This is a genomic window from Rhodococcus oxybenzonivorans (assembly GCF_003130705.1).
Classification (GTDB): domain Bacteria; phylum Actinomycetota; class Actinomycetes; order Mycobacteriales; family Mycobacteriaceae; genus Rhodococcus_F; species Rhodococcus_F oxybenzonivorans.
This window is the reverse complement of record NZ_CP021354.1, coordinates 2688997-2709768: the sequence shown is the minus strand read 5'-3', so window position 1 is coordinate 2709768 and position 20772 is coordinate 2688997. Positions and strand designations below refer to the sequence as shown.

Annotated in this window: 20 protein-coding genes; 2 read left to right on the top strand and 18 right to left on the bottom strand. The window is 67.4% G+C overall.

The features are described from left to right. Window positions 1–31: 31 nt before the first annotated feature. The 9 genes from CBI38_RS12935 to CBI38_RS12895 form a co-directional block, all read right to left on the bottom strand. Window positions 32–1534, bottom strand: a complete 1503-nt coding sequence (locus CBI38_RS12935; protein ID WP_109329389.1) for a glutamate synthase subunit beta — start codon at window positions 1532–1534, stop codon at window positions 32–34. After that, window positions 1527–6110: a glutamate synthase large subunit gene (gltB, locus tag CBI38_RS12930; RefSeq protein WP_109329388.1), complete on the bottom strand. Its 4584-nt coding sequence runs from the start codon at window positions 6108–6110 to the stop codon at window positions 1527–1529. Before gltB ends, CBI38_RS12935 begins: the two co-directional genes overlap by 8 nt. Before the next feature lie 285 nt (window positions 6111–6395). Further along, window positions 6396–7319 carry a TM2 domain-containing protein gene (locus CBI38_RS12925; protein ID WP_109329387.1) on the bottom strand — a complete coding sequence of 308 codons (924 nt, stop codon included), beginning with the start codon at window positions 7317–7319 and terminating at the stop codon, window positions 6396–6398. Further along, window positions 7312–8349: a prolipoprotein diacylglyceryl transferase gene (lgt, locus tag CBI38_RS12920; RefSeq protein WP_109329386.1), complete on the bottom strand. Its 1038-nt coding sequence runs from the start codon at window positions 8347–8349 to the stop codon at window positions 7312–7314. Before lgt ends, CBI38_RS12925 begins: the two co-directional genes overlap by 8 nt. Beyond that, window positions 8346–9149, bottom strand: a complete 804-nt coding sequence (trpA, locus tag CBI38_RS12915) for a tryptophan synthase subunit alpha (RefSeq protein ID WP_109329385.1) — start codon at window positions 9147–9149, stop codon at window positions 8346–8348. The genes lgt and trpA overlap by 4 nt, the downstream gene beginning before the upstream one ends. Then, a complete protein-coding gene (gene trpB, locus CBI38_RS12910) occupies window positions 9146–10468 on the bottom strand; it encodes a tryptophan synthase subunit beta (protein ID WP_109329384.1) in 1323 nt (440 codons plus the stop codon). The genes trpA and trpB overlap by 4 nt, the downstream gene beginning before the upstream one ends. 62 nt (window positions 10469–10530) lie before the next feature. Beyond that, window positions 10531–11340 carry an indole-3-glycerol phosphate synthase TrpC gene (gene trpC / locus CBI38_RS12905; RefSeq protein ID WP_109329383.1) on the bottom strand — a complete coding sequence of 270 codons (810 nt, stop codon included), beginning with the start codon at window positions 11338–11340 and terminating at the stop codon, window positions 10531–10533. A gap of 86 nt (window positions 11341–11426) precedes the next feature. Next, window positions 11427–12137 (bottom strand): TIGR02234 family membrane protein, encoded by a 711-nt coding sequence (locus CBI38_RS12900; RefSeq protein ID WP_109329382.1) that lies wholly within the window; start codon window positions 12135–12137, stop codon window positions 11427–11429. Next, window positions 12134–13720, bottom strand: coding sequence for an anthranilate synthase component I (locus CBI38_RS12895; RefSeq protein WP_109335049.1), 1587 nt, complete (start codon window positions 13718–13720; stop codon window positions 12134–12136). Before CBI38_RS12895 ends, CBI38_RS12900 begins: the two co-directional genes overlap by 4 nt. Before the next feature lie 59 nt (window positions 13721–13779). Between CBI38_RS12895 and CBI38_RS12890 the strand changes: the two genes are divergently transcribed. Continuing rightward, window positions 13780–14244, top strand: a complete 465-nt coding sequence (locus CBI38_RS12890; RefSeq protein ID WP_109329381.1) for a peroxiredoxin — start codon at window positions 13780–13782, stop codon at window positions 14242–14244. Here the strand turns inward: CBI38_RS12890 and CBI38_RS12885 are convergent. Continuing rightward, on the bottom strand, window positions 14232–15011 hold the full coding sequence (locus tag CBI38_RS12885) for a dioxygenase family protein (RefSeq protein ID WP_109329380.1): 780 nt from the start codon (window positions 15009–15011) through the stop codon (window positions 14232–14234). The two genes, CBI38_RS12890 and CBI38_RS12885, sit on opposite strands and share 13 nt — an antisense overlap. 171 nt (window positions 15012–15182) lie before the next feature. On the opposite strand from CBI38_RS12885, the gene CBI38_RS12880 reads away from it, so the two are divergent. Then, window positions 15183–15692 (top strand): MarR family winged helix-turn-helix transcriptional regulator, encoded by a 510-nt coding sequence (locus tag CBI38_RS12880; protein WP_109329379.1) that lies wholly within the window; start codon window positions 15183–15185, stop codon window positions 15690–15692. 69 nt (window positions 15693–15761) lie between these two features. Here the strand turns inward: CBI38_RS12880 and CBI38_RS12875 are convergent, their stop codons facing one another. The 8 genes from CBI38_RS12875 to CBI38_RS12840 all read right to left on the bottom strand — a co-directional run bounded on the left by CBI38_RS12875 (window position 15762) and on the right by CBI38_RS12840 (window position 20739). Beyond that, entirely contained in the window at window positions 15762–15941 is a 180-nt protein-coding gene (locus CBI38_RS12875; RefSeq protein ID WP_109329378.1) for a tautomerase family protein, read from the bottom strand. A gap of 78 nt (window positions 15942–16019) precedes the next feature. Beyond that, a complete protein-coding gene (hisI, locus tag CBI38_RS12870) occupies window positions 16020–16364 on the bottom strand; it encodes a phosphoribosyl-AMP cyclohydrolase (RefSeq protein ID WP_109329377.1) in 345 nt (114 codons plus the stop codon). After that, window positions 16361–17134 (bottom strand): imidazole glycerol phosphate synthase subunit HisF, encoded by a 774-nt coding sequence (hisF, locus tag CBI38_RS12865; RefSeq protein WP_109329376.1) that lies wholly within the window; start codon window positions 17132–17134, stop codon window positions 16361–16363. Before hisF ends, hisI begins: the two co-directional genes overlap by 4 nt. Next, window positions 17134–17964: an inositol monophosphatase family protein gene (locus CBI38_RS12860; protein WP_109329374.1), complete on the bottom strand. Its 831-nt coding sequence runs from the start codon at window positions 17962–17964 to the stop codon at window positions 17134–17136. Before CBI38_RS12860 ends, hisF begins: the two co-directional genes overlap by 1 nt. Before the next feature lie 7 nt (window positions 17965–17971). Next, on the bottom strand, window positions 17972–18706 hold the full coding sequence (gene priA / locus CBI38_RS12855; RefSeq protein ID WP_109335048.1) for a bifunctional 1-(5-phosphoribosyl)-5-((5-phosphoribosylamino)methylideneamino)imidazole-4-carboxamide isomerase/phosphoribosylanthranilate isomerase PriA: 735 nt from the start codon (window positions 18704–18706) through the stop codon (window positions 17972–17974). A gap of 19 nt (window positions 18707–18725) precedes the next feature. Then, on the bottom strand, window positions 18726–18986 hold the full coding sequence (locus tag CBI38_RS12850; RefSeq protein WP_109329372.1) for a hypothetical protein: 261 nt from the start codon (window positions 18984–18986) through the stop codon (window positions 18726–18728). Further along, window positions 18983–19618 (bottom strand): imidazole glycerol phosphate synthase subunit HisH, encoded by a 636-nt coding sequence (gene hisH / locus CBI38_RS12845; RefSeq protein ID WP_109329370.1) that lies wholly within the window; start codon window positions 19616–19618, stop codon window positions 18983–18985. The genes CBI38_RS12850 and hisH overlap by 4 nt, the downstream gene beginning before the upstream one ends. Then, window positions 19615–20739 (bottom strand): MFS transporter, encoded by a 1125-nt coding sequence (locus CBI38_RS12840; protein WP_109335047.1) that lies wholly within the window; start codon window positions 20737–20739, stop codon window positions 19615–19617. Before CBI38_RS12840 ends, hisH begins: the two co-directional genes overlap by 4 nt. Between the last annotated feature and the right edge of the window lie 33 nt (window positions 20740–20772).

The window sequence follows — 20772 nt, the reverse complement described above, 5'->3', positions numbered from 1 at the left end:
AAGCCTAGTCGTCCCGCCCGCCCATCTCCATTTAGACTACGGCCAGCGGAAGCGCCGTCGGATGCACCGGCGAGGGGAGGTCGGACGCCCCTGTGAGGTACGCATCGACGGCATGCGCGGCGGACCTGCCTTCGGCGATCGCCCACACGATGAGCGAGGCACCGCGATGCGCGTCGCCGCACACGAACACTCCCGGTGCGGTGGTCTGCCAGTCGGGACCACAGGACAGCACGCCCCGACGGGTGGGGCTCAAACCGTAGTCGTCGAGCAGCGGGCCGAGGTCGACGCCCTCGAAACCGATCGCGAAAAGAGCTAATCCGCAGGGTAATTCGATTTCCTCCCCCACCGGGGTGATGATGCGCTTGCCGTCCTCCCTCGACACCCGGACCTCCGCGAGCACCATGGCCCTGACGTTTCCGTTCTCGTCACCAAGGAACCGTTGCACCGCAACCTGATACCGGCGGACGCCGCCTTCCGCGTGGGCCGGCGACGTGCGCAGCACCATCGGCGAGGCCGGCCACGGAGTCACGGACTCGTCCCGCTCGCTCGGCAACTCAGGGCGGTAGTCCAACTGGGTCACCGACAACGCGCCCTGTCGATGCGCAGTTCCGAGGCAATCCGCGCCGGTGTCACCGCCACCGATGATGACGACGTGCTTGCCCTTCGCGGTGATCGACGCAGGGCCGTCACCCTCGCACTCCTTGTTGGACGTCACCAGGTGCTCCATTGCGAGATGGATACCGCCCAGCTCCCGGCCCTCCACCGTCGTGTTGTCTCGGGCACGCAGGGCGCCGATGGCGAGGACCACCGCATCGAAGTTGGTCCGCAACTGGTCCACGGTGAGATCGACACCCACCTCGCAATCGGTGACGAAATGCGTTCCCTCCGCGCGCATCTGGACCAGTCGCTGATCGAGAACCGACTTCTCCATCTTGAACTCGGGGATGCCGTAGCGAAGGAGTCCCCCGAGCCGGTCGTCGCGCTCGTAGACGGTGACATCGTGTCCGGCGCGGGTGAGCTGCTGGGCGGCCGCGAGCCCGGCCGGACCGGAACCGACCACCGCGACCTTCTTGCCCGTGGCGATCATCGGCGGTTTAGGCTCCACCGTTCCGGACTCCCAAGCGACGTCAGCGATCGTCTGCTCGATCCGCTTGATGGTGACGCTGCCCGTCGTGTGGGTGTCGGCGAGCGAGAGCACACACGCCGATTCACACGGCGCCGGGCACAATCTGCCCGTGAACTCCGGGAAGTTGTTGGTGGCATGCAGACGCTCGCTCGCCGCCGACCAGCGGCCGCGGCGCACGAGATCGTTCCACTCCGGAATCAGATTGCCCAGCGGGCAGCCCGCACTTCCCGAGTGGCAGAACGGGATACCGCAGTCCATGCAGCGGGTGGCCTGCTCGGCTACCTCGGCGTTGCGCTCCTCGGGACTGAGCGGACTGGTGACCTCGTGCCAGTCGTGCACCCTTTCCGCAATGGGTCGCTTAGGTGCTTCCTTCTTGGGGATGTGCAGGAAACCATGCGGATCAGCCACGAGCCGCCTCCATGATTGCGGTGTCCACGTCGAGCCCCTCGGCGCGGGCCAGCCGAGTGGCCTCGAGAACCCGCTGATAGTCCACCGGCATCACCTTGGTGAACAGCGCAGACCGCCGGGGCCAATCGGCGAGCATCGAAGCCGCGACGGTGGAGCCGGTCCAGTGCAGATGGTCGCTGACGGTACGGCACAGCCAGTCGAGGTCCTCGGGGTCGGGTGTAAGGAGGGTGACCATGGCCGGATTGACGTCGGCGGGATCGAGGTCGAGCACATACGCGATTCCGCCCGACATTCCGGCCGCCAGGTTCCGTCCGGTGGGACCGAGGACGACGACCCGTCCGCCCGTCATGTACTCGCACCCGTGATCGCCCACTCCCTCGACCACGGCGGTCGCTCCGGAATTGCGCACCGAGAACCGTTCGCCGGCCCGCCCGCGGAGGAACAGTTCACCCGAGGTCGCACCGTATAGCAGTGTGTTGCCGGCGATCACCTGAGTCTCCGGGACGAACAGGACGTCGGCGGCCGGGCGCACCACGATTCGCCCGCCCGACAGCCCCTTCCCGACATAGTCGTTGGCGTCGCCGGTGAGGTCGATGGTGATGCCCGGCGGCAGGAACGCACCGAGTGATTGACCCGCCGACCCGGTGAAGGTGAGCCGGATAGTGTCGTCGGGGAGCCCCCCCGCACCGTAACGACGGGTGACCTCGGCCCCGAGCAGCGTCCCGACAGTCCGATTCACATTGCGCACGGGCATCTCGATCTCGACCGGATGCGCGTCCTCGAGGGCGCCTTCGGCCAGCTGGATGAGCGTGCGGTCCAGCGCCCGGTCCAGGGCATGGTATTGGTCGGTCACCTTGCGCCGCTGGGTGAGCGGGGTCCCGTCGGGGCCCTTCGGTAACGCGAAGATCGGCGAGAGGTCGAGTCCGCGGCTCTTCCAGTGCGCGATTCCCTCGGCCGTCTCGAGCATGTCCGCGTGCCCCACCGCCTCATCGATGCTGCGGAAGCCGAGACGCGCCAGGTGCTGCCGCACGTCCTCGGCGATGAAGCGGAAGAACTCCTCGACGAACTCGGGCTTGCCGGTGTACCGCTTACGCAATTCGGGGTTCTGAGTGGCCACACCCACCGGGCAGGTGTCGAGGTGGCACACACGCATCATGATGCACCCTGCCACGATCAACGGCGCCGTCGAGAAGCCGAACTCCTCCGCCCCGAGCAGCGCAGCGACGACGACGTCCTTCGCGGTACGCATCCCGCCGTCGCACTGAACGGTAATCCGATCGCGCAGACCGTTGAGCACGAGTGTCTGCTGCGCATCGGCCAGTCCGATCTCCCACGGCGTACCCGCGTGCTTCATCGACGTCAGCGGAGTCGCGCCGGTGCCGCCGTCGTTGCCCGAGATGAGGACCACGTCCGCGTGCGCCTTGCTGACACCGGCCGCCACCGTCCCCACACCCACCGAACTGACCAGCTTCACATGGACACGGGCCTGGTCGTTGGCGTTCTTGAGGTCGTGGATCAGCTGTGCGAGGTCCTCGATCGAGTAGATGTCGTGGTGCGGCGGAGGTGAAATCAACCCCACGCCCGGAGTCGAGTGCCGGGTCTCCGCCACCCAGGGGTACACCTTGTAGGCGGGCAACTGCCCGCCCTCGCCCGGCTTGGCTCCCTGGGCCATCTTGATCTGGATGTCGCTCGCGTTGACGAGGTAATCACTGGTGACACCGAACCTTCCGCTCGCCACCTGCTTCACGGCGCTGCGACGGGACGGGTCGTAGAGGCGGTCGACGTTCTCCCCGCCCTCCCCGGAGTTGGATCGCCCACCGAGACTGTTCATGGCCACAGCCATCGTCTCGTGCGCCTCGGCGGAGATGGACCCATAGCTCATCGCGCCGGTGTTGAAACGAGTGACGATCCGCTCCGCCGGCTCCACCTCCTCGAGCGGCACCGGAGGCCGGAGGCCCTCGCGGAAGCTGAAGAGGCCACGCAGTGCACCTCCCGCCGCGGCGAGCCTGTTCACCTCGTCGCTGTACTGGGCGAAAACCTCGTGTCTGCCGGTGCGGGTGGCGTGCTGGAGGAGAAACACGGTCTCGGGTGTGAACAAGTGCAGTTCGCCGTCGCGGCGGAACTGGTACTCGCCGCCGTGGGCAAGCCGGCGGTGCGCGTACTCGGTGGGATTGTCGGGGTAGGCCTGCCGGTGCCGGAGCAGCACTTCCCGCGCGATCTCGTCGAGTCCCACGCCACCGAGTTTGCTGGTGGTCCCCCGGAAATACTCGTCGACGAGGCCGCGGTCGAGGCCGAGTGCCTCGAAAGCCTGGGCGGCGGTGTACGAACCAACTGTCGAGATGCCCATCTTCGACATCACCTTCAACACACCCTTGCCGAGTGCCGTCAGGTAGTTGCGCACCGCGATCGTGTGATCGACTCCCGTCAGCTCGCCCTCCGACACCAGGTCCTCGATCGACTCCATCGCGAGGTACGGATTGACCGCGGCCGCTCCGTAGCCGATGAGCAGCGCCAGATGATGCACTTCGCGCGCGTCGCCGGACTCGACGACCAGCGCCACCTTCGTTCGTTCCTTGGTGCGGATCAGGTGGTGATGCACCGCGCCCACGGCCAGCAACGACGGGATGGGTGCGCGGGTGTGGTCGGAGTCGCGGTCCGAGATCACCAGTGTCCGGTATCCCTGCGCGATCGCAGCGCTCGCCTGGGTGCGCAGTTCTTCCAGCGCATCGGCCATGCCCGCACCGCCGCGCTCCACCTCGTAGAGACCGCGCAGAACGGTCGCCGCCAGACCGGGGTGGTTGCCGTCCGCGTTCACATTGATGATCTTGTTCAGGTCGTCGGTGTCGAGCACCGGCCACGGCAGGACTATCTGACGACACGACGCCGCAGTGGGCTCGAGCAGATTCTGTTCCGGACCCATGACCCGGGACAGCGACGTCACGATCTCTTCGCGGATGGCGTCGAGCGGCGGATTGGTCACCTGGGCGAACAGTTCGACGAAATAGTCGTACAGCAGCCGCGACCGGACGGACAGCACAGCGATGGGGGTGTCGGTTCCCATCGAGCCGAGCGGCTCCCCGCCGGACGCCGCCATCGGCGACAACAGGATCCGCAGATCTTCCTCGGTGTAGCCGAACGCTACCTGTCGCCGGACCACCGACTCATGGTTGTTCTGGGCGTGCGGTCGCTCGGGCAGCGTCCTCAGGTCGAGCAACCCTGCATAGAGCCACTCGGCGTACGGCTTCTCGGCTGCCAGCCGCGACTTGATCTCGTCGTCGGGAACGATACGTCCTTCCGACGTGTCGACCAGGAACATGCGCCCCGGCTCGAGGCGCCCCTTCGCCACGACCTCGTCCTGGGGTACGTCGAGGACTCCGCTCTCGCTCGCCAGGATCACCCGCCCGTCGACGGTCTGCCACCAGCGGCCGGGCCGCAGACCGTTACGGTCCAGCACTGCCCCTACGACGGTTCCGTCGGTGAACGTCACACACGCCGGCCCGTCCCACGCCTCCATCAGCGAAGCGTGGAACTGGTAGAAAGCGCGCCGGTCGGGACACATCTTCGTGTCGTTCTCCCACGCCTCGGGCACCATCATCATCACCGCATGGGGCACGCTGCGTCCCGCGAGATGCAGCAGCTCGAGCACCTCGTCGAACGAGGCAGAGTCCGACGCCTCGGGTGTGCAGATGGGGTACAACCTTCGGAGGTCTCCTGGGATGGCGGCACTCGACAACATCGCCTCCCGCGCCCGCATCCGATTCCGGTTGCCTCGAACGGTGTTGATTTCCCCGTTGTGCGCCACGAAGCGGAACGGGTGCGCAAGCGGCCAGGACGGGAACGTGTTGGTGGAAAACCTGCTGTGCACCACCGCGAGCGCACTCATCATGCGGGGATCCCGCAGGTCCATGTAGTAGAGAGGCAGCTGGGGAACGGTCAGCATGCCCTTGTAGACGATGGTGCGGCTCGACAGCGACGGGAAGTAGACGCCGGACCCGCTCGACTCGACCTCCGGAGTGATCTGCTCGGCGCGCTTCCGCAGCGGGTAGACGAGGCGATCGAGGTCGAGACCACTGGGCCGCCGTCCGCCCGTCGGCGGCGCCGCAACGAAGAGCTGACTCATGTGCGGCTCGCATCCGCGTGCCGTCGCCCCGAGGTCGGCGCCCTCCGAATCGATCGGCACGTCCCGCCACCCGAGGATGTCGAGTCCCTCCTCGTCGGCGAGGTCCTCGATCCGCTTCCGGGCCCTCGATCGCGCCTCCGGGTCCCGAGGAAGGAAGCAGAAACCCGCGGCGTAGGTACTACTTCCGTCCGGGGCGGGCGAAGGAAGGTCGAAATCGACGACCTCCTCGAAGAGCTCGGTGGGCAGCTGCACCAGGATTCCGGCACCGTCTCCGCTGTTCGTCTCGGCGCCGGCAGCGCCGCGATGCTCGAGGTTGTCCAGAGCGACGAGACCATCCGCGACGATGGAGTGCGAACGGCGGCCGTGCACGTCCACCACCATGGCGACACCGCACGAATCGACTTCGCGATCCGGGTCGTAGAGACCTTGCGGACCGGGCGACTGAGAGAACAGCACCGATATACCTCCACATCGGCCGAGGGGACCACCGGTGGCGCTTGCGCGTCCCTGCCGGCGGCCTCCGCTAGCGGGGTCGCCACGACGGGCGCTAACTGCATTTCGGGGGTCTACCGGGACAGCCTCGGCCCGTGAAGGTTGTTACCGGACATACATCCGGCGCGCTCAGCTTACCAGCACCGATAAGCCTCGGATATGCCGATTTCCGGACAGGACAGCGCTGTGGCCCTCGTCGCAGGAGCAACAGAGGCCACAGCGGTGGAATCGAGCGGCGACGCTACGTCGTCACTGGTCCCGGAGGGGTCGTCCGTACTTGTCCTTCACGCTGCCCGTCAGCATCATGATGCCGTCGATCAGCGGCCACAGCCCGCCTAATCCGCACGTCAACCAGGTGACGGCGATCTGCGCGACCGCGATGCCGGGCTGGTTCAGGTAGAACCGTCCGACACCGAAGGCACCCAGGAAAATCTGCAGGAGTCCCGCGGTGAGCTTCGACTTGTCGGAGTACGGCTCACCGCTGACCGGGTGCCGGCCGAACGGCGCAGACGGATCGACGTAGGCGTTGTACCCGGCCGGGGCATATCCGGGCTGCGGGTATCCCTGCTGTCCGTACCCCTGCTGGCCATACTGCTGTCCGGGATTCTGCTGGCCGTAATTCTGCTGGCCGTAATTCTGCTGGCCGTAACTCTGGGGTGCGGCACCCTGCTGACCGTAACCGGCCTGAGGGTAGCCGGGCTGCTGATAGTCCTGCCCGGACTGCGGCGACGTCCCGTACTGCGCGTTGTAGTAAGGATCGGGAGTGCCGTACGTCGGGCCGTCCGCAGGCTGCTGCGGCTTGTCGTAACCGGTGTACGGGGCGGTCGGCGGCGGGGTGTCGCCCACATTCGGCAGTGCGGTGGTCGGTTCGGTCCCGCTCGGCGACGGGTAGGTGGGAGTCGAACCCCAGCCGGGACCATTGCCGACCCCGGAGTAGGTGTCCCATCCGGGCCCGGTTCCCGACGACGCCGGTGAGGGCGTTGCGTCCGAGGTGGCGGGTGGCTGCGACAGCGATGCCTCGGCGGTGGCGTCGTAATCGAAGGGCGAACCGAACTCGGGCGGAAGGCTCGACTCACCGCTCCCGCTCTTCTTCCCCAGATCCACCCGCTGGGTGTCGTCGCCGGAGGTGTCGGCCTTGGCGGAATCGTCGGATGCTTTCCCCGGATCAGTCATTCGCGTCATCCTTCTTGCTGTCGGTGGTCGTCGTGCCCGCGTCGGTGCCGGCACTCGCAGTACTCACAGCCTTGTCGTCACCCGCAGGCTTGTCTTTCTCCCCGTCATCCTGCTCGGGCGTCTCCTGCTCGGGGGGCCCGTCTTCCGCCGCGGCAGGATGATGCGGTTGCAACTCCGCCGGATCCTCCCGGCCCTTGGTCGCGGCAAAGACATACACCACCGCCGCGACGAACACGATCGCCGAGGTGAACGAGTTGACGCGGACGCCGGCGATGAGGCTGGCGTGATCGCTGCGCATCAGCTCGATCCAGAACCGACCGGCGCAGTACCCGGCCACATACAGGGCGAAAAGGCGGCCGTGCCCGATACGGAAGCGGCGGTCCACCCACACCAGCAGGATCACGATCAGCACGTTCCACAGCGCTTCGTACAGGAAGGTGGGGTGCACGACGAAGGCGACCTGCCCGGTGGAGACACCGTCGATCAACTCGGGGTGCACCTGCCCGGCGTCGTTGCGGCGCTCGAAGATCTCGAGCCCCCACGCCACGTCGGTTTCCCGGCCGTACAGTTCCTGGTTGAAGTAGTTGCCGATTCGGCCGATCGCCTGGGCCAGCAAGATGGGAGGCGCTACCGCGTCGCCGAGCGCAGGCAGCGGTATCCCACGCCGACGACAGCCGATCCACGCGCCGACGCCGCCGAGCGCCACCGCGCCCCAGATACCGAGCCCGCCCTGCCAGATCTTCAGGGCGTCGACGGGATCCCCGCCCTCCCCGAAGTAGGTGGGCCAGTCGGTCAGGACGTGATACAGCCGGCCACCGATCAACCCGAACGGCACCGCCCAGATGGCGATGTCGAGCACGGTGCCCTTCTCGCCGCCCCGGGCGACCCAGCGGCGGTCGCCCCAGAAGATCGCGACGACGATGCCGACGATGATGAACAGCGCGTACGCGCGCAGGGCCAGTGGGCCGACGTACCAGACGCCCTGAGGCGGACTCGGAATATACGCCAGCACGTCCACAGTGGAAGTCACGACGCCACGGTAGCGGAGCGAACGCCCTCGGCGAGCTCCCTCGTCAGCGAGCGCACAGCGTCGAGCCCGGATTCGACCGCGGTGACGAGCGCAGACCCGACGATGACTGCATCCGCGTAGGCGGCGATCTCGGCGGCCTGCGCCCCCGAACGGACACCCAGACCGACACCCACCGGAATGTCGGAATGGGCACGGATGCGCGCGGTCAACTCCGGCGCCATCGACGACACCGCGTCACGCGCGCCGGTCACCCCCATCGTCGACGCCGCGTACACGAATCCGCTGCTCGCTTTCAGGGTCATGGCCAGTCGTTCTTCGGTCGACGACGGGGCAACAAGGAAGATCCGGTCGAGGTCGTGTTCCTTCGACGCCGTGATCCACTCGCCGGCCTCCTCGGGGATCAGGTTCGGGGTGATGAGTCCGAGGCCGCCGGCGTTCGCGAGGTCACGGGCGAACCGGTCGACACCGTACTGCAGAACCGGATTCCAGTACGTCATGACCACGGCCTTGCCGCCCACCGCCGCGATCTGCTCGATGATCGTGAACACGTCACGCACCTTGACGCCGTTGCTCAGCGCCTTCTCGGCGGCCGCCTGAATGGTGGGTCCATCCATCACCGGGTCCGAATAGGCGATACCGACCTCGACGATGTCACAGCCCGAGTCGACCATGGCCTTGAAGACGTCGATGGATTCGGGGACGGTGGGATACCCGGCGGGTAGGTATCCGACCAGAGCGGCACGCTTCTCCTCACGGCACTGCGCGAATGTCGGGGCGAGGCGCGAGAGTCGTTCGCTCACTTGGCCGAACCTTCCTTGTCGGTGGTCGTGGGGGTTTCGGTGGCGGCGTCGGGGTGGAAGAGCCCGAACCACTTGGCCGCCGTGTCCATGTCTTTGTCGCCGCGCCCGGAGAGGCTGACGACGATGATCGCGCCCTCCCCCAGCTCACGGCCGAGTCGCAACGATCCTGCAACGGCGTGCGCTGATTCGATGGCGGGGATGATTCCCTCACGCTCGGACAGGAGGCGCAGGGCATCCATGGCTTCCGTGTCGGTGACGGGCTCGTAGGTGGCGCGGCCGATGTCCTTGAGCAGGGCGTGCTCCGGTCCGACGCCGGGATAGTCGAGACCAGCCGAGATGGAATGCGATTCGATGGTCTGCCCGTCCTCGTCCTGCAGCAGATACGAGTACGCACCCTGGAAGGCGCCCGGGGTGCCGGCCGCGAAGGTGGCGGCGTGGCGCCCCGTCTCGACTCCGTCACCGGCAGCCTCGTACCCGACCAGCCGCACCCCGGGGTCGTCGAGGAAGGCGTGGAAGATTCCGATGGCGTTGGACCCACCACCGACACACGCGGTGACCGCGTCGGGCAGCCTGCCCGTGAGCGCCTGCACCTGCGCCCGCGCCTCGAGCCCGACGACACGCTGGAAGTCGCGGACGATGGTCGGGAAGGGGTGCGGTCCGGCCGCGGTGCCGAAGCAGTAGTACGTGTTGTGGGCGTTGGTCACCCAGTCCCGCAGCGCCTCGTTGATGGCATCCTTGAGCGTCCGGGAGCCGGACTCCACAGAAACCACCGACGAACCGAGCAACCGCATACGGGCCACGTTCAGCGCCTGCCGCTCGGTGTCGACCGCGCCCATGTAGATGACGCACTCGAGGCCGAACAGTGCACACGCCGTCGCCGTGGCCACACCGTGCTGACCGGCACCGGTCTCCGCGATGATGCGGGTCTTGCCCATCTGCTTGGCGAGCAGCACCTGACCGAGCACGTTGTTGATCTTGTGCGAGCCCGTGTGATTGAGATCTTCGCGCTTGAGGATCAGCCGCGCGCCCCCGGCGAATTCACTCATCCGAGTGGCCTCGAAGATGGGTGACGGGCGGCCCGTGTAATCGCGCTGCAACCGATCGAGCTCGGACAAGAAGGTGTCATCCGACCGCGCCTTGTCGTACGCGGCCGTGACCTCCTCGATCACCGCCATCAGCGCCTCGGGCACGTGGCGTCCGCCGTAGACGCCGAAGTGTCCTCCGGAGTCGGGGTCGTGCGACGTGCGTTCGGCGATTCCGGCGCTGGCAGTCGGCAGATCGCCACCCTTGAAGACGGTGTCCTGATTACGTGAAGTCACAGGTCCAGTCTGCCCCAACGCCGGGCGCTGCCGCCGTCCGGGTCAATTCGGCCGCAGTCGGTTCAGCGCGACGGCTTGGGGCAGGAGGGGTGCGCCCCGGCATTGACCAGATCGGCCACGGCCTTGCGTGGATCTCCGCTGGTGACGAGGCCTTCGCCGACGAGTACGGCGTCCGCTCCGGCACCCGCGTAGGCGAGGAGGTCGGCGGTACCCCGGACACCGGATTCGGCGATCTTGATGGTTTCGGTGGGCAGTCCGGGTGCGATCTCCCCGAAGGTGTTCTTGTCGACCTCGAGTGTCTTGAGGTTTCGGGCGTTGACGCCGATCACCCTGGCGCCGGCCTCGAGTGCCCGGTTGGCTTCCTCTTCGGTGTGAACCTCGACCAGCGCGGTCATTCCCAGCGACTCGGTGCGGTCGATCAACGACGCCAGCGCATGCTGCTCGAGCGCGGCGACGATGAGCAGGACGACGTCGGCGCCGTGCGCGCGGGCCTCGTGGATCTGGTACGGCCCGACGATGAAGTCTTTACGCAGGATCGGGATGCTGACCGCACGCCGGACGGCGTCGAGGTCGGCGAGGGATCCCTGAAAACGTCGTTCCTCGGTGAGCACGCTGATGACCCGGGCGCCGCCGGCCTCGTAGGCCTTGGCGAGTTCGGCGGGGTCGGTGATCTCGGCGAGCGGGCCCTTCGACGGGCTTGCACGCTTGACCTCGGCGATGACTCCGATGCCAGGCTCGAGCAGAGCTGCCGCCGCGTCGAGCGCAGGCGGTGCGGCAGCCGCGGCGGCCTTGACAGCGGCGAAGTCAAGGACGGCTTCGCGGGCGGCCACATCGGCGCGCACTCCGTCGAGAATCGAGTCGAGAACGGTCATCGTGGCCCGAGTCCTTTCTGGGCAGGAACCCGATGTGAGGAACATCATCAGGAGTGAAGCAAGCGTAGATGGCACTCTGATTCTGTTTACGATCGGGTACCCGGCTCGTTGCTGTCGCCGTCCAGTCGGTCGACATCATCGGCTTTCTTGTCTGCGCGGGAGCCGTCGACCGTCGGATCTTCGCCCGCGTCGAGGGCGTCCCACAGCATGCGTTGTGTGAGGGGCTCGTCGGCGGAATCAGCGCTGGTCTTCTGGGCCGCCGCGCGCCGTGCGGCCGGGCTGTCGTACTTCGAGGAGAGCCCGGCGCGTACCCGTGGACGGCGGGCCAGTTCGACGGCGGCGGCGAGGGCGGCGACAGCGCCGGCGAGAGCCAGCACCGCGGGCCCCTGATTCACCGACACGGAATCGATCACCGCACGGCCCGGCAATTCCGCCAGCCGCCCCGCCTGCTCGTCCGGTGCGCCGGAGACGAGCACAGTTGCCGCCGGGACGGCCGCTACGACGGCCACGGCGGCCACGAGTACGCCGAGAACGCGGAGCGCCCAGCCCTTGACGGCGAAGGACGCGGCGATGGCGGCAACAAGGGTCAAGGCCAGCGGCGTGAGCGCCGCCGCCCAGGTGCCCCCGTCGAGCACCGTTGTGCGCTGCTCACCGAGTCCGTCGGAGGAGGTGACCTCCACCCACGTCATCCGGGATGCTCCCCACAAGCACACCGCCGCGACGGCGAGAAGGAGCACCGCGAGAATCGACCGGCGGCGTCCTGGAGTCTCGGTTCCCGCTCCGGTCCCTTCGGTCACTGCGTGCCGCCTCCCAGGGTCTTCATCGTGTGCGCCGCGGCGATGGCGCTGAGCACGGCCATGGCCTTGTTCCGCGCCTCCGTGTCCTCGTATTCGGGATTCGAATCGGCCACCACACCGGCACCGGCCTGGACGTACCCGATGCCGTCCTTGATCAACGCCGTCCGGATGGAAATCGCGGTGTCGGCGTCGCCGGCGAAGTCGAGGTATCCGACGATGCCGCCGTAGATTCCGCGCCTCGTCGGTTCGAGTTCCTCGATCAACTGCATGGCCCGCACCTTCGGCGCGCCCGACAGCGTGCCGGCCGGGAAGCAGGCGGTGACGGCGTCGAGTGCCTGTTTGCCGGCCGCGAGGTGGCCCGTCACCGTGGAGACGAGGTGCATCACGTGGCTGTACCGCTCGATGTGCCGATAGTCGTGCACTTTCACCGTGCCGGGTTCACACACGCGGCCGAGGTCGTTGCGGCCGAGATCGACGAGCATGAGGTGCTCGGCGTTCTCCTTCTCGTCGGCGAGGAGATCCTTCTCCAGGAGGATGTCGTCCTCCTCGGTGGCACCACGCCACCGGGTGCCGGCGATCGGGTGAGTGGTGGCAACACCCTCCTTGACCGTCACCAGCGCTTCCGGGCTGGAACCGACGATCGAGAACGCGGTCTCGCCGTCACCACCGGGAACGTTGAGGAGGTACATGTAGGGGCTGGGATTCGAGGCGCGTAGCATGCGGTACACATCGATAGGCGCAGCGGCACAATCGATTTCGAAACGCTGCGACAGCACGACCTGGAACGCCTCGCCCGCCTCGATCTCCCCCACCAGGCGCTGTACGTCCGCACCGAATCCCTCGGTGGTGCGCTGCCGGCGGTAGTCGGGTGCGGGTGTGGCGAACGTGGACACCGTGGACGGCGCGGGCGCCGACAGCGAGGCCGTCATCCGGTCGAGGCGCTCGACGGCATTGTCGTACGCCTCGTCGACCCGCTCGTCCGTGCCGTCCCAGTTCACCGCGTTGGCAATGAGGGTGATGGCCCCCTCGTGGTGATCGACAGCCGCCAGATCCGTGGCGAGCAGCATGACCATCTCTGGGATCTGCAGGTCGTCCACGGCGTGCTCACCGATGCGTTCGATGCGCCGCACGGCGTCGTAGCCGAGGAAGCCCACCATGCCGCCGGTCAGCGGCGGCAGGTCGGGCAGCCTTTCGCTCCGCAGGAGCTCGAGGGTCTGACCGAGCGCCGCGATGGGATCCCCACCCGACGGCGCTCCCGCCGGAACGTTTCCGTACCAGGCCGCCTCCCCGTCGACGACGGTCAACGCGGCGGGACTTCCTGCGCCGATGAACGACCATCGTGACCACGACCGACCGTTCTCCGCTGATTCCAGCAGGAACGTACCGGGCCTGTTTCCCGCCAGCTTCGTGTACGCCGACAGCGGAGTTTCGGCGTCCGCCAGCACCTTACGAGTCACCGGGACGACCCGATGCTCGGCGGCGAGAGCGTGGAACTGCTCGCGCGTGGTGGTCGAGTCGGATCCGCCACCTGGCAAGGTGGCGGCGGATTTGGGCGCGGACATCGTGGTGGGCTCACCGTGCATGTCAACCATCATCCCAGGCGCGTTCGGCGCGTCTGCGTGCGCGGGTAGCCTCGGCTGTCATGAAGCCAGGTCAGCTTGCACCGGAATTCACCCTGCCCGACCAGGACGGCAACGAACGTTCACTGTCGAGCCTTCTGGAGGACGGTCCGCTGGTGCTGTTCTTCTATCCGGCGGCGTCCACCCCGGTCTGCACCGCCGAGGCATGCCATTTTCGCGACCTCGCCGACGAGTTCGCAGCCGTCGGGGCTTCCCGCGCCGGGATCAGCACCGATGCGGTGGCCAAGCAGGCGTCGTTCGCGCAGGCGCAGTCGTTCGACTACCCACTTCTGTCGGACCGCGACGGCGCGGTCGCCGAGAAGTTCGGTGTCCGGCGCGGATTGCTCGGCAAACTCGCACCCGTCAAACGGTCGACGTTCGTCATCGACACCGACCGCACGGTGCTCGAGGTGATCTCGAGCGAGTTTCGCGCGAATGCCCACGGCGATCACGCGCTGACGTTCCTCCGTGCCCGTCAGGCCACTTGAAAAGACCGCTTCGCCAAGCCCATCCAGAACCCGTCGATCACTTGGCGGGGAATCTGCTCGGGGTCGCTGGAGGCGCCGAGCGTCACGAACAGCGGAGCGAAATGCTCGATCGTCGGATGCGCATAGGGCATGCCCGGGGCGAGTGCGCGGAAGCCGATGAGCGAGTCGACATCGCCTGCAGCCAGGCGCTCGTTCGCCCACGCGTCGAACTCCGCCGACCATCCCGGGGCCTTCGCCTCAGGCGAGGGGTCGCGCAGGAACGGCAGCCCGTGGGTGGTGAACCCGGAGCCGACGATCAGGACTCCCTGCTCCCGCAGTGGGCGCAGCCGCTCACCGAGGTGCAGCAGCCGTTCGGGGTCGAGCGTCGGCAAGGAGATCTGCAGGACGGGGATGTCGGCGTCCGGATACATCACCGTGAGCGGCACGTAGGCGCCGTGATCGAGGCCCCGATCCGGTTGATGCGCCACCGTCTCGTTGTCGGGCATGAGTGCCGCGACCAGCGCGGCCAAATCCGGAGCACCCGGTGAGGCGTACGTGGCCCGGTAGAAACGTTCGGGAAAACCGCCGAAGTCGTAGACGAGGGGGGTCCCTGTGGTGGTCGATCCGATGGTGAGCGGCGCGGACTCCCAGTGCGCCGAGACCATGAGGATGGCTTTCGGCCGCGGCAGGTCGCCGGCCCACTTCGCCAGTTGCGACACCCACAGTTCGCTGTCGACCAACGGCGGTGCTCCGTGGCTCAGGAACAGTGCGGGCATGACGTTCGTCATCGTGACTCCTCGAGGTCCGACTCGCAAGGCCCTAAGTTGAACCTTCAAGCTAGTATAGGAGTCAACACGCGGATCCGACAACTATTCCCGGGTACCGTTCCGCAGGCGGCGTGCTGCCTATGGTGAAGAGGTCGCACAGCGGTTCGGCGCACGAAATGGAGGACACCACTCATGGGTGGGTACGACGAGGACAGCTCGACGCAGACGGAGACACGCTGGCTCGACGCCGATCAGCAGCAGGCGTGGCTCACCCTCATCGCACTCGTCACCCGCCTGCCCGCGGCCCTCGACGCCCAGCTGCAGCGCGACTCGGCGCTCACCCACTTCGAGTACTTCGTCCTCGCCTCCCTGTCCGGCGAAAATAACCGCCGACTTCAGCTCTCCTTGCTCGCGCAGAGGGCCAACGCGTCACTGTCGCGGCTGTCCCACGTCATCACCAAGATGGAAAAAGCCGGCTGGGTCCGGCGAGAGAGCATCCGGGGAAGCCGTGGTTCCGACGCCGTCCTCACCGAGGCAGGGATGGCCAAAGTAGTGGAGGCCGCACCACCCCACGTCGAATCCGTCCGCGCACTCGTCTTCGACGGCCTCTCCACGGACCAAGTACGTCAGCTCTCCGAACTCGGCAGCGCCATGCTCACCCAACTCGACAAGGGCATCGCCGCCGGCACCGGAAGAGCGTGACGCGCCGAGTCCACCTCACCCCAGCGGCGACCCGACCGCACCTCACCCCAGCGGCGACCCGACCGCACCTCACCCCAGCGGCGACCCGCCGACACCCCAGTTCTCGGCCGGCACGTCCGCAATCGTCACCCAGACCTTCGCCGGGTCCTTACCCGTCGCCTCGGCGTACGCCTTGGTGACCGCTTCGATGGTCGCGCGCTTCTGCTCGGTGGTGAGCCCGGTTGTCTGACTGATCTGGATCAATGGCATGCGGGCATTCTGCCCGAGGGCATGCGGGACGTTCTGCCCGAGGGCATGCGGGACGTTCTGCCCGAGCGTCCGGAACTTCTACGGCGCGGCGAGCAGAACGTCGGTGTCGAAGCACGTGTGCGTGCCCGTATGACATGCAGCGCCTTCCTGATCCACGATCAGAAGCACCGTGTCGCCGTCGCAGTCGAGCCGCACCTCGTGGACGTACTGCGTGTGCCCGGACGTCTCCCCCTTCACCCAGTACTGCTGGCGGGAACGGGAGTAGTAGGTGCCCTTGCGGGTGTCGAGGGTGCGGGCGAGTGCTTCGTCATCCATCCACGCCACCATCAGGACGTCACCCGTCGACCGTTCCTGAGCGACGGCGCTGAACAGGCCAGCGTCGTTGCGCTTGAGCCGCGAGGCGATAGCGGGGTCGAGACTCATCGGACGGTGATCCCTTCTTCGCGCATGGACGTCTTCACTTCGGCGATCGTCATGTCGCCGAAATGGAAGACACTTGCGGCCAGTACCGCGTCGGCGCCCGCGTCGACGGCGGGTGCGAAATGCTCCACAGCACCCGCTCCCCCGCTCGCGATCACCGGCACGTGCACGGCCGCCCGCACGGCGCGGATCATCGGGAGGTCGAAGCCCGCTTTCGTCCCGTCGGCGTCCATGGAGTTGAGCAGAATTTCGCCGACACCCAGTTCGGCGCCGCGCACCGCCCACTCGACCGCATCGATCCCGGTTCCGCGCTTGCCGCCATGGGTGGTCACTTCCCATCCGGACGCGGTGTCCGGCTGACCCTGCGGGACCGTGCGCGCATCCACGGACAGCACGATGCACTGGGACCCGAAACGCTCGCTCAGTTCACGAAGCAGTTCGGGCCGGGCGATGGCCGCGGTGTTGACGCTGACCTTGTCGGCACCGGCACGCAGCAACCGGTCGACGTCCTCGACGGTACGGACGCCGCCGCCGACGGTGAGCGGAATGAAGACCTGTTCCGCCGTCCGGCTCACGACATCGAGCATGGTGCCACGGGCCGCGGTCGAGGCTGTGACATCGAGGAAGGTGAGCTCGTCGGCACCCTGTGCGTCGTAGGCGGCCGCCAACTCCACCGGATCCCCTGCATCGCGCAGATTCTCGAAGTTGACGCCCTTGACGACGCGTCCTGCATCGACGTCGAGGCAAGGGATAACCCGCACTGCCAGAGTCATTACGTAAGCCCTTCCGAGAGCTCGGCGCGGGGGTCACCCAGCGATCCGAGAATGTCGAGAATCTCACCGTGCACTCCGGGGGCACCGGCCAGCACAGAATCTGAAGCGATCGTCCACGGCTGACCTGCGAGATCCGTGACCACGCCACCCGCCGCCCGCACCAGAGCCACGCCGGCGGCGTTGTCCCACGCATTGTGGCCGAACACCACCGTGCCACCGAGTATTCCCGCCGCGGTGAAGGCGAGGTCGACGCCGGTGGAGCCGTGGATCCGGATCCGCGACGACACCCGGCTGAGCTGAGCGAGAACCTGCAGCCGATAAGGCCCGGGGATACGTCCGCGGCTGTCGATGTTCAGTGCGCCCATTCCCACGATCGACGAGGCCAGCGACGTCTCGGTGAGACGCGGCAGCGGCAGACCGCCCTCGAGGAGCGGCCCGTCCGCCACGGCCGCGTACCGTCGCCCGACGAGCGGCAGCCACGTGAGACCGAGGACCGGGACACCGTCGTCGAGCAGGGCGAGAAGTGTGCCCGCCGTCGGCAATCCTGCCGAGTAGTTGAAGGTGCCGTCGATGGGATCGAGAACCCACACCAATCCTGCGTCGAGATCGGGGCCACCGAATTCCTCGCCGTGAACCGCGATGCCGGTCCGATCCTGAAGTTCTCCGGTCAGCCGTTTCTCGAGTTCGAGGTCGAGAGCAGTCGCGAAGTCGTCGGGTCCCTTGTGCACGGCACTCGGCGACCCCACCCCGGCAACGAACCGGTCGTGGACGCCGTCGAGCAGCTCACCGGCAACGGCGAGCAGTTCCTGAGGATCGCGGTTCGGGCTCATGACCGGATCAGCCCGAGACCGCGGCGAGCGCCTCGGGGAGCGTGAAACGTCCCGCGTAGAGCGCCTTGCCGACGATGGCGCCCTCGACGCCCTGATCGACGAGTCCGGCGATCGCCGTCAGATCGTCGATGGTGGACACACCACCCGACGCCACGACGGGCGCGTCGGTGGCCGCACACACCTGCGCGAGGAGTTCGAGATTGGGGCCGGTCAGGGTGCCGTCCTTGCTCACATCGGTGACGACGTAGCGCGAGCAACCGTCCCGGTCGAGACGCGCGAGGGTCTCCCACAGGTTTCCGCCCTCGGTGACCCAGCCGCGGCCACGGAGCTGATACTCACCGTCGATCAGCCTGACATCGAGACCGACGGCGATCTTGTCGCCGTACTTCGCGATCGCGCGGGCGCACCAGTCGGGATTCTCGATGGCGGCGGTACCGAGATTCACACGGCCGCACCCGGTGGCCAGAGCGGCCTCGAGCGACTCGTCGTCGCGGATTCCCCCGGACAGTTCGACCTGGATGTCGAGCTCACCCACGACGTCGGCGAGGAGTTCCCGATTCGAACCGCGACCGAATGCGGCGTCGAGGTCGACGATGTGCACCCACTCGGCACCGTCGTTCTGCCACGCAAGGGCGGCATCACGAGGCGAGCCGTACCCGGTCTCGCTCCCTGCCTCCCCCTGGACGAGGCGAACAGCTTCACCGTTGACGACATCTACAGCAGGCAAAAGGACCAGGCTCACGTGCGACAACCCTAGTCGCTCAGCGCCCGGAACCCGGCTCGGGGTCCTGCGGATCGTCACCGTAGGCGTTGCGGGTCATGCGCTTCGACACGTACCCCATGGACGCGATCGCCCCCGCGACTCCCAGAAGTCCGACGACCAGGCCCAGGACCGGCCCCGGCTTCACGACGAGAATGACGGTGGTGGCGAGCACCAGCACCACGGTGGCCGCACCCAGTGCGCACACGGCGAGCCGGCCGATCGACAGGTCACCGCTCCCCTCACCGGGTGATGGCGTCACAAGCTGCGCACCCAGTTCCGGAGCAACTCCGCTCCCGCGTCACCGGATTTCTCCGGGTGGAACTGGGTGGCGGACAATGCACCGTTCTCGACGGCCGCGAGGAACTTCCCACCGTGATCCGCCCACGTCAGTGCGGGCGGTGCCAGCCGCTCCGGCGTGGGCATCTCCCACTTCTGCACCGCGTAGGAGTGCACGAAGTAGAACCGGGTGTCGGGATCGATTCCCTTGAACAAGGTGCTGTCGTCGGGCGCCTCGACCGTGTTCCATCCCATGTGCGGCAGGACAGCGGCCTGAAGGCGTTCGACCGTGCCCGGCCATTCACCGCAGCCCTCCGCCTCCACACCGAATTCGACTCCGCGTTCGAACATGATCTGCATGCCCACGCAAATGCCGAGAACCGGCCTGCCACCGGCGAGGCGCTGGCCGATGAGTCGCTCACCGCGCACCGCGCGAAGCCCGTCCATGCAGGCGGCGAAAGCGCCAACCCCGGGAACCACCAGGCCGTCCGCCGCGAGAGCCAACTTGTGGTCTGCCGTCACCTCGACCTGTGCACCGGTGCGAGCCAGCGCGCGGGTGGCCGAATGCAGATTGCCGGAGCCGTAATCGAGGACTGCAATGGTGGGGACGGTCATGAATCGATTCTATCCGGCCGTGTCCGGCCCCCTAGGGCGCGGCCGACCAGCATTCCCGTCGCCGGGACGACGGCCACCGCCATCGCCGCCACCGCAAAGACCCACGAATACCCCGCCACCGAAGCGACGGCCCCCAGGGTGAGGGACCCGAATCCTGTGCCGGCGTCGAATCCGATGTTCCATCCGGCGCTCGCGGCACCGAATCGGGCGGGCCCGGCCGCGGTGAAGATCATGACCAGCGATTCGTTCTGAACGGCGCCGAATCCGAACCCGAACATCACTGCCGCACAGACCAGGACGATCCAGTCCCCGTTCCGTGCCGCGACCGCGAACAGCGCCAGACCGCCGCAGGTGAACGCAAGCGCGGGCATCAACGCCCGGCCAACTCCGACCCGGTCGGAGAACGACCCCGCCGCGTAACGTCCGCACACTGCGGCGCCGCTGACCACCGCGAGGACCCCGCCGGCGAGGGACGCCCGCTCGGCAATGGCGATCGGCAGGAGACTCGACACACCGCCGAACGCTGCAGCCACCGTGGCAATGGACAGCCACGGCACGAGCCGGACCGACAGCGGAAGACGCCCTCGTGCGGTACCGGCCGGGCGTGGATGCAGGTGCGGCAGCCGAGTGACGGCGCCCACCGCCAGCAAGGGAATCAGCGCACCGAGTACGAAAACCGGCGTGGCGGACCAGTGCTGCATGATTGCCAGCCCCGCGGGCAGGCCCACCATCTGCGCGGCAGCCACCGCGATCCCCTGCGCGCCTGTGGCCCGGCCGAGCATCTCCCGCGGAACCAGTTCGGCGACGAGAGCGCTGCCCGCCACCGTAAGCATTCCGAAACCCGCACCCCGCACCGCGGACACGGCGAGAACCGGAATCGCCTCGGTGGACAGCAGGAACAGTAAGGACGGCGGCCCCAGGAGGAGGCATCCGGCCGCAAGCACCCATCGGTAGCCCCACCTGCGTAAGAGCCGGGGCACGCCGAATTGCGTCAGCACCGTGGCGGCCATGAAAACGGCAGTCACACCACCGGCGAGGGTATCCGAACCTCCCGACAGAGACACGATCAGCGGCACCACAGGGAGCAGTACCGCCCACCCACCGAACGCCGCCGCACCCATCACCAGCGCGGCGAGCAGACCAGGAGTGCGTAG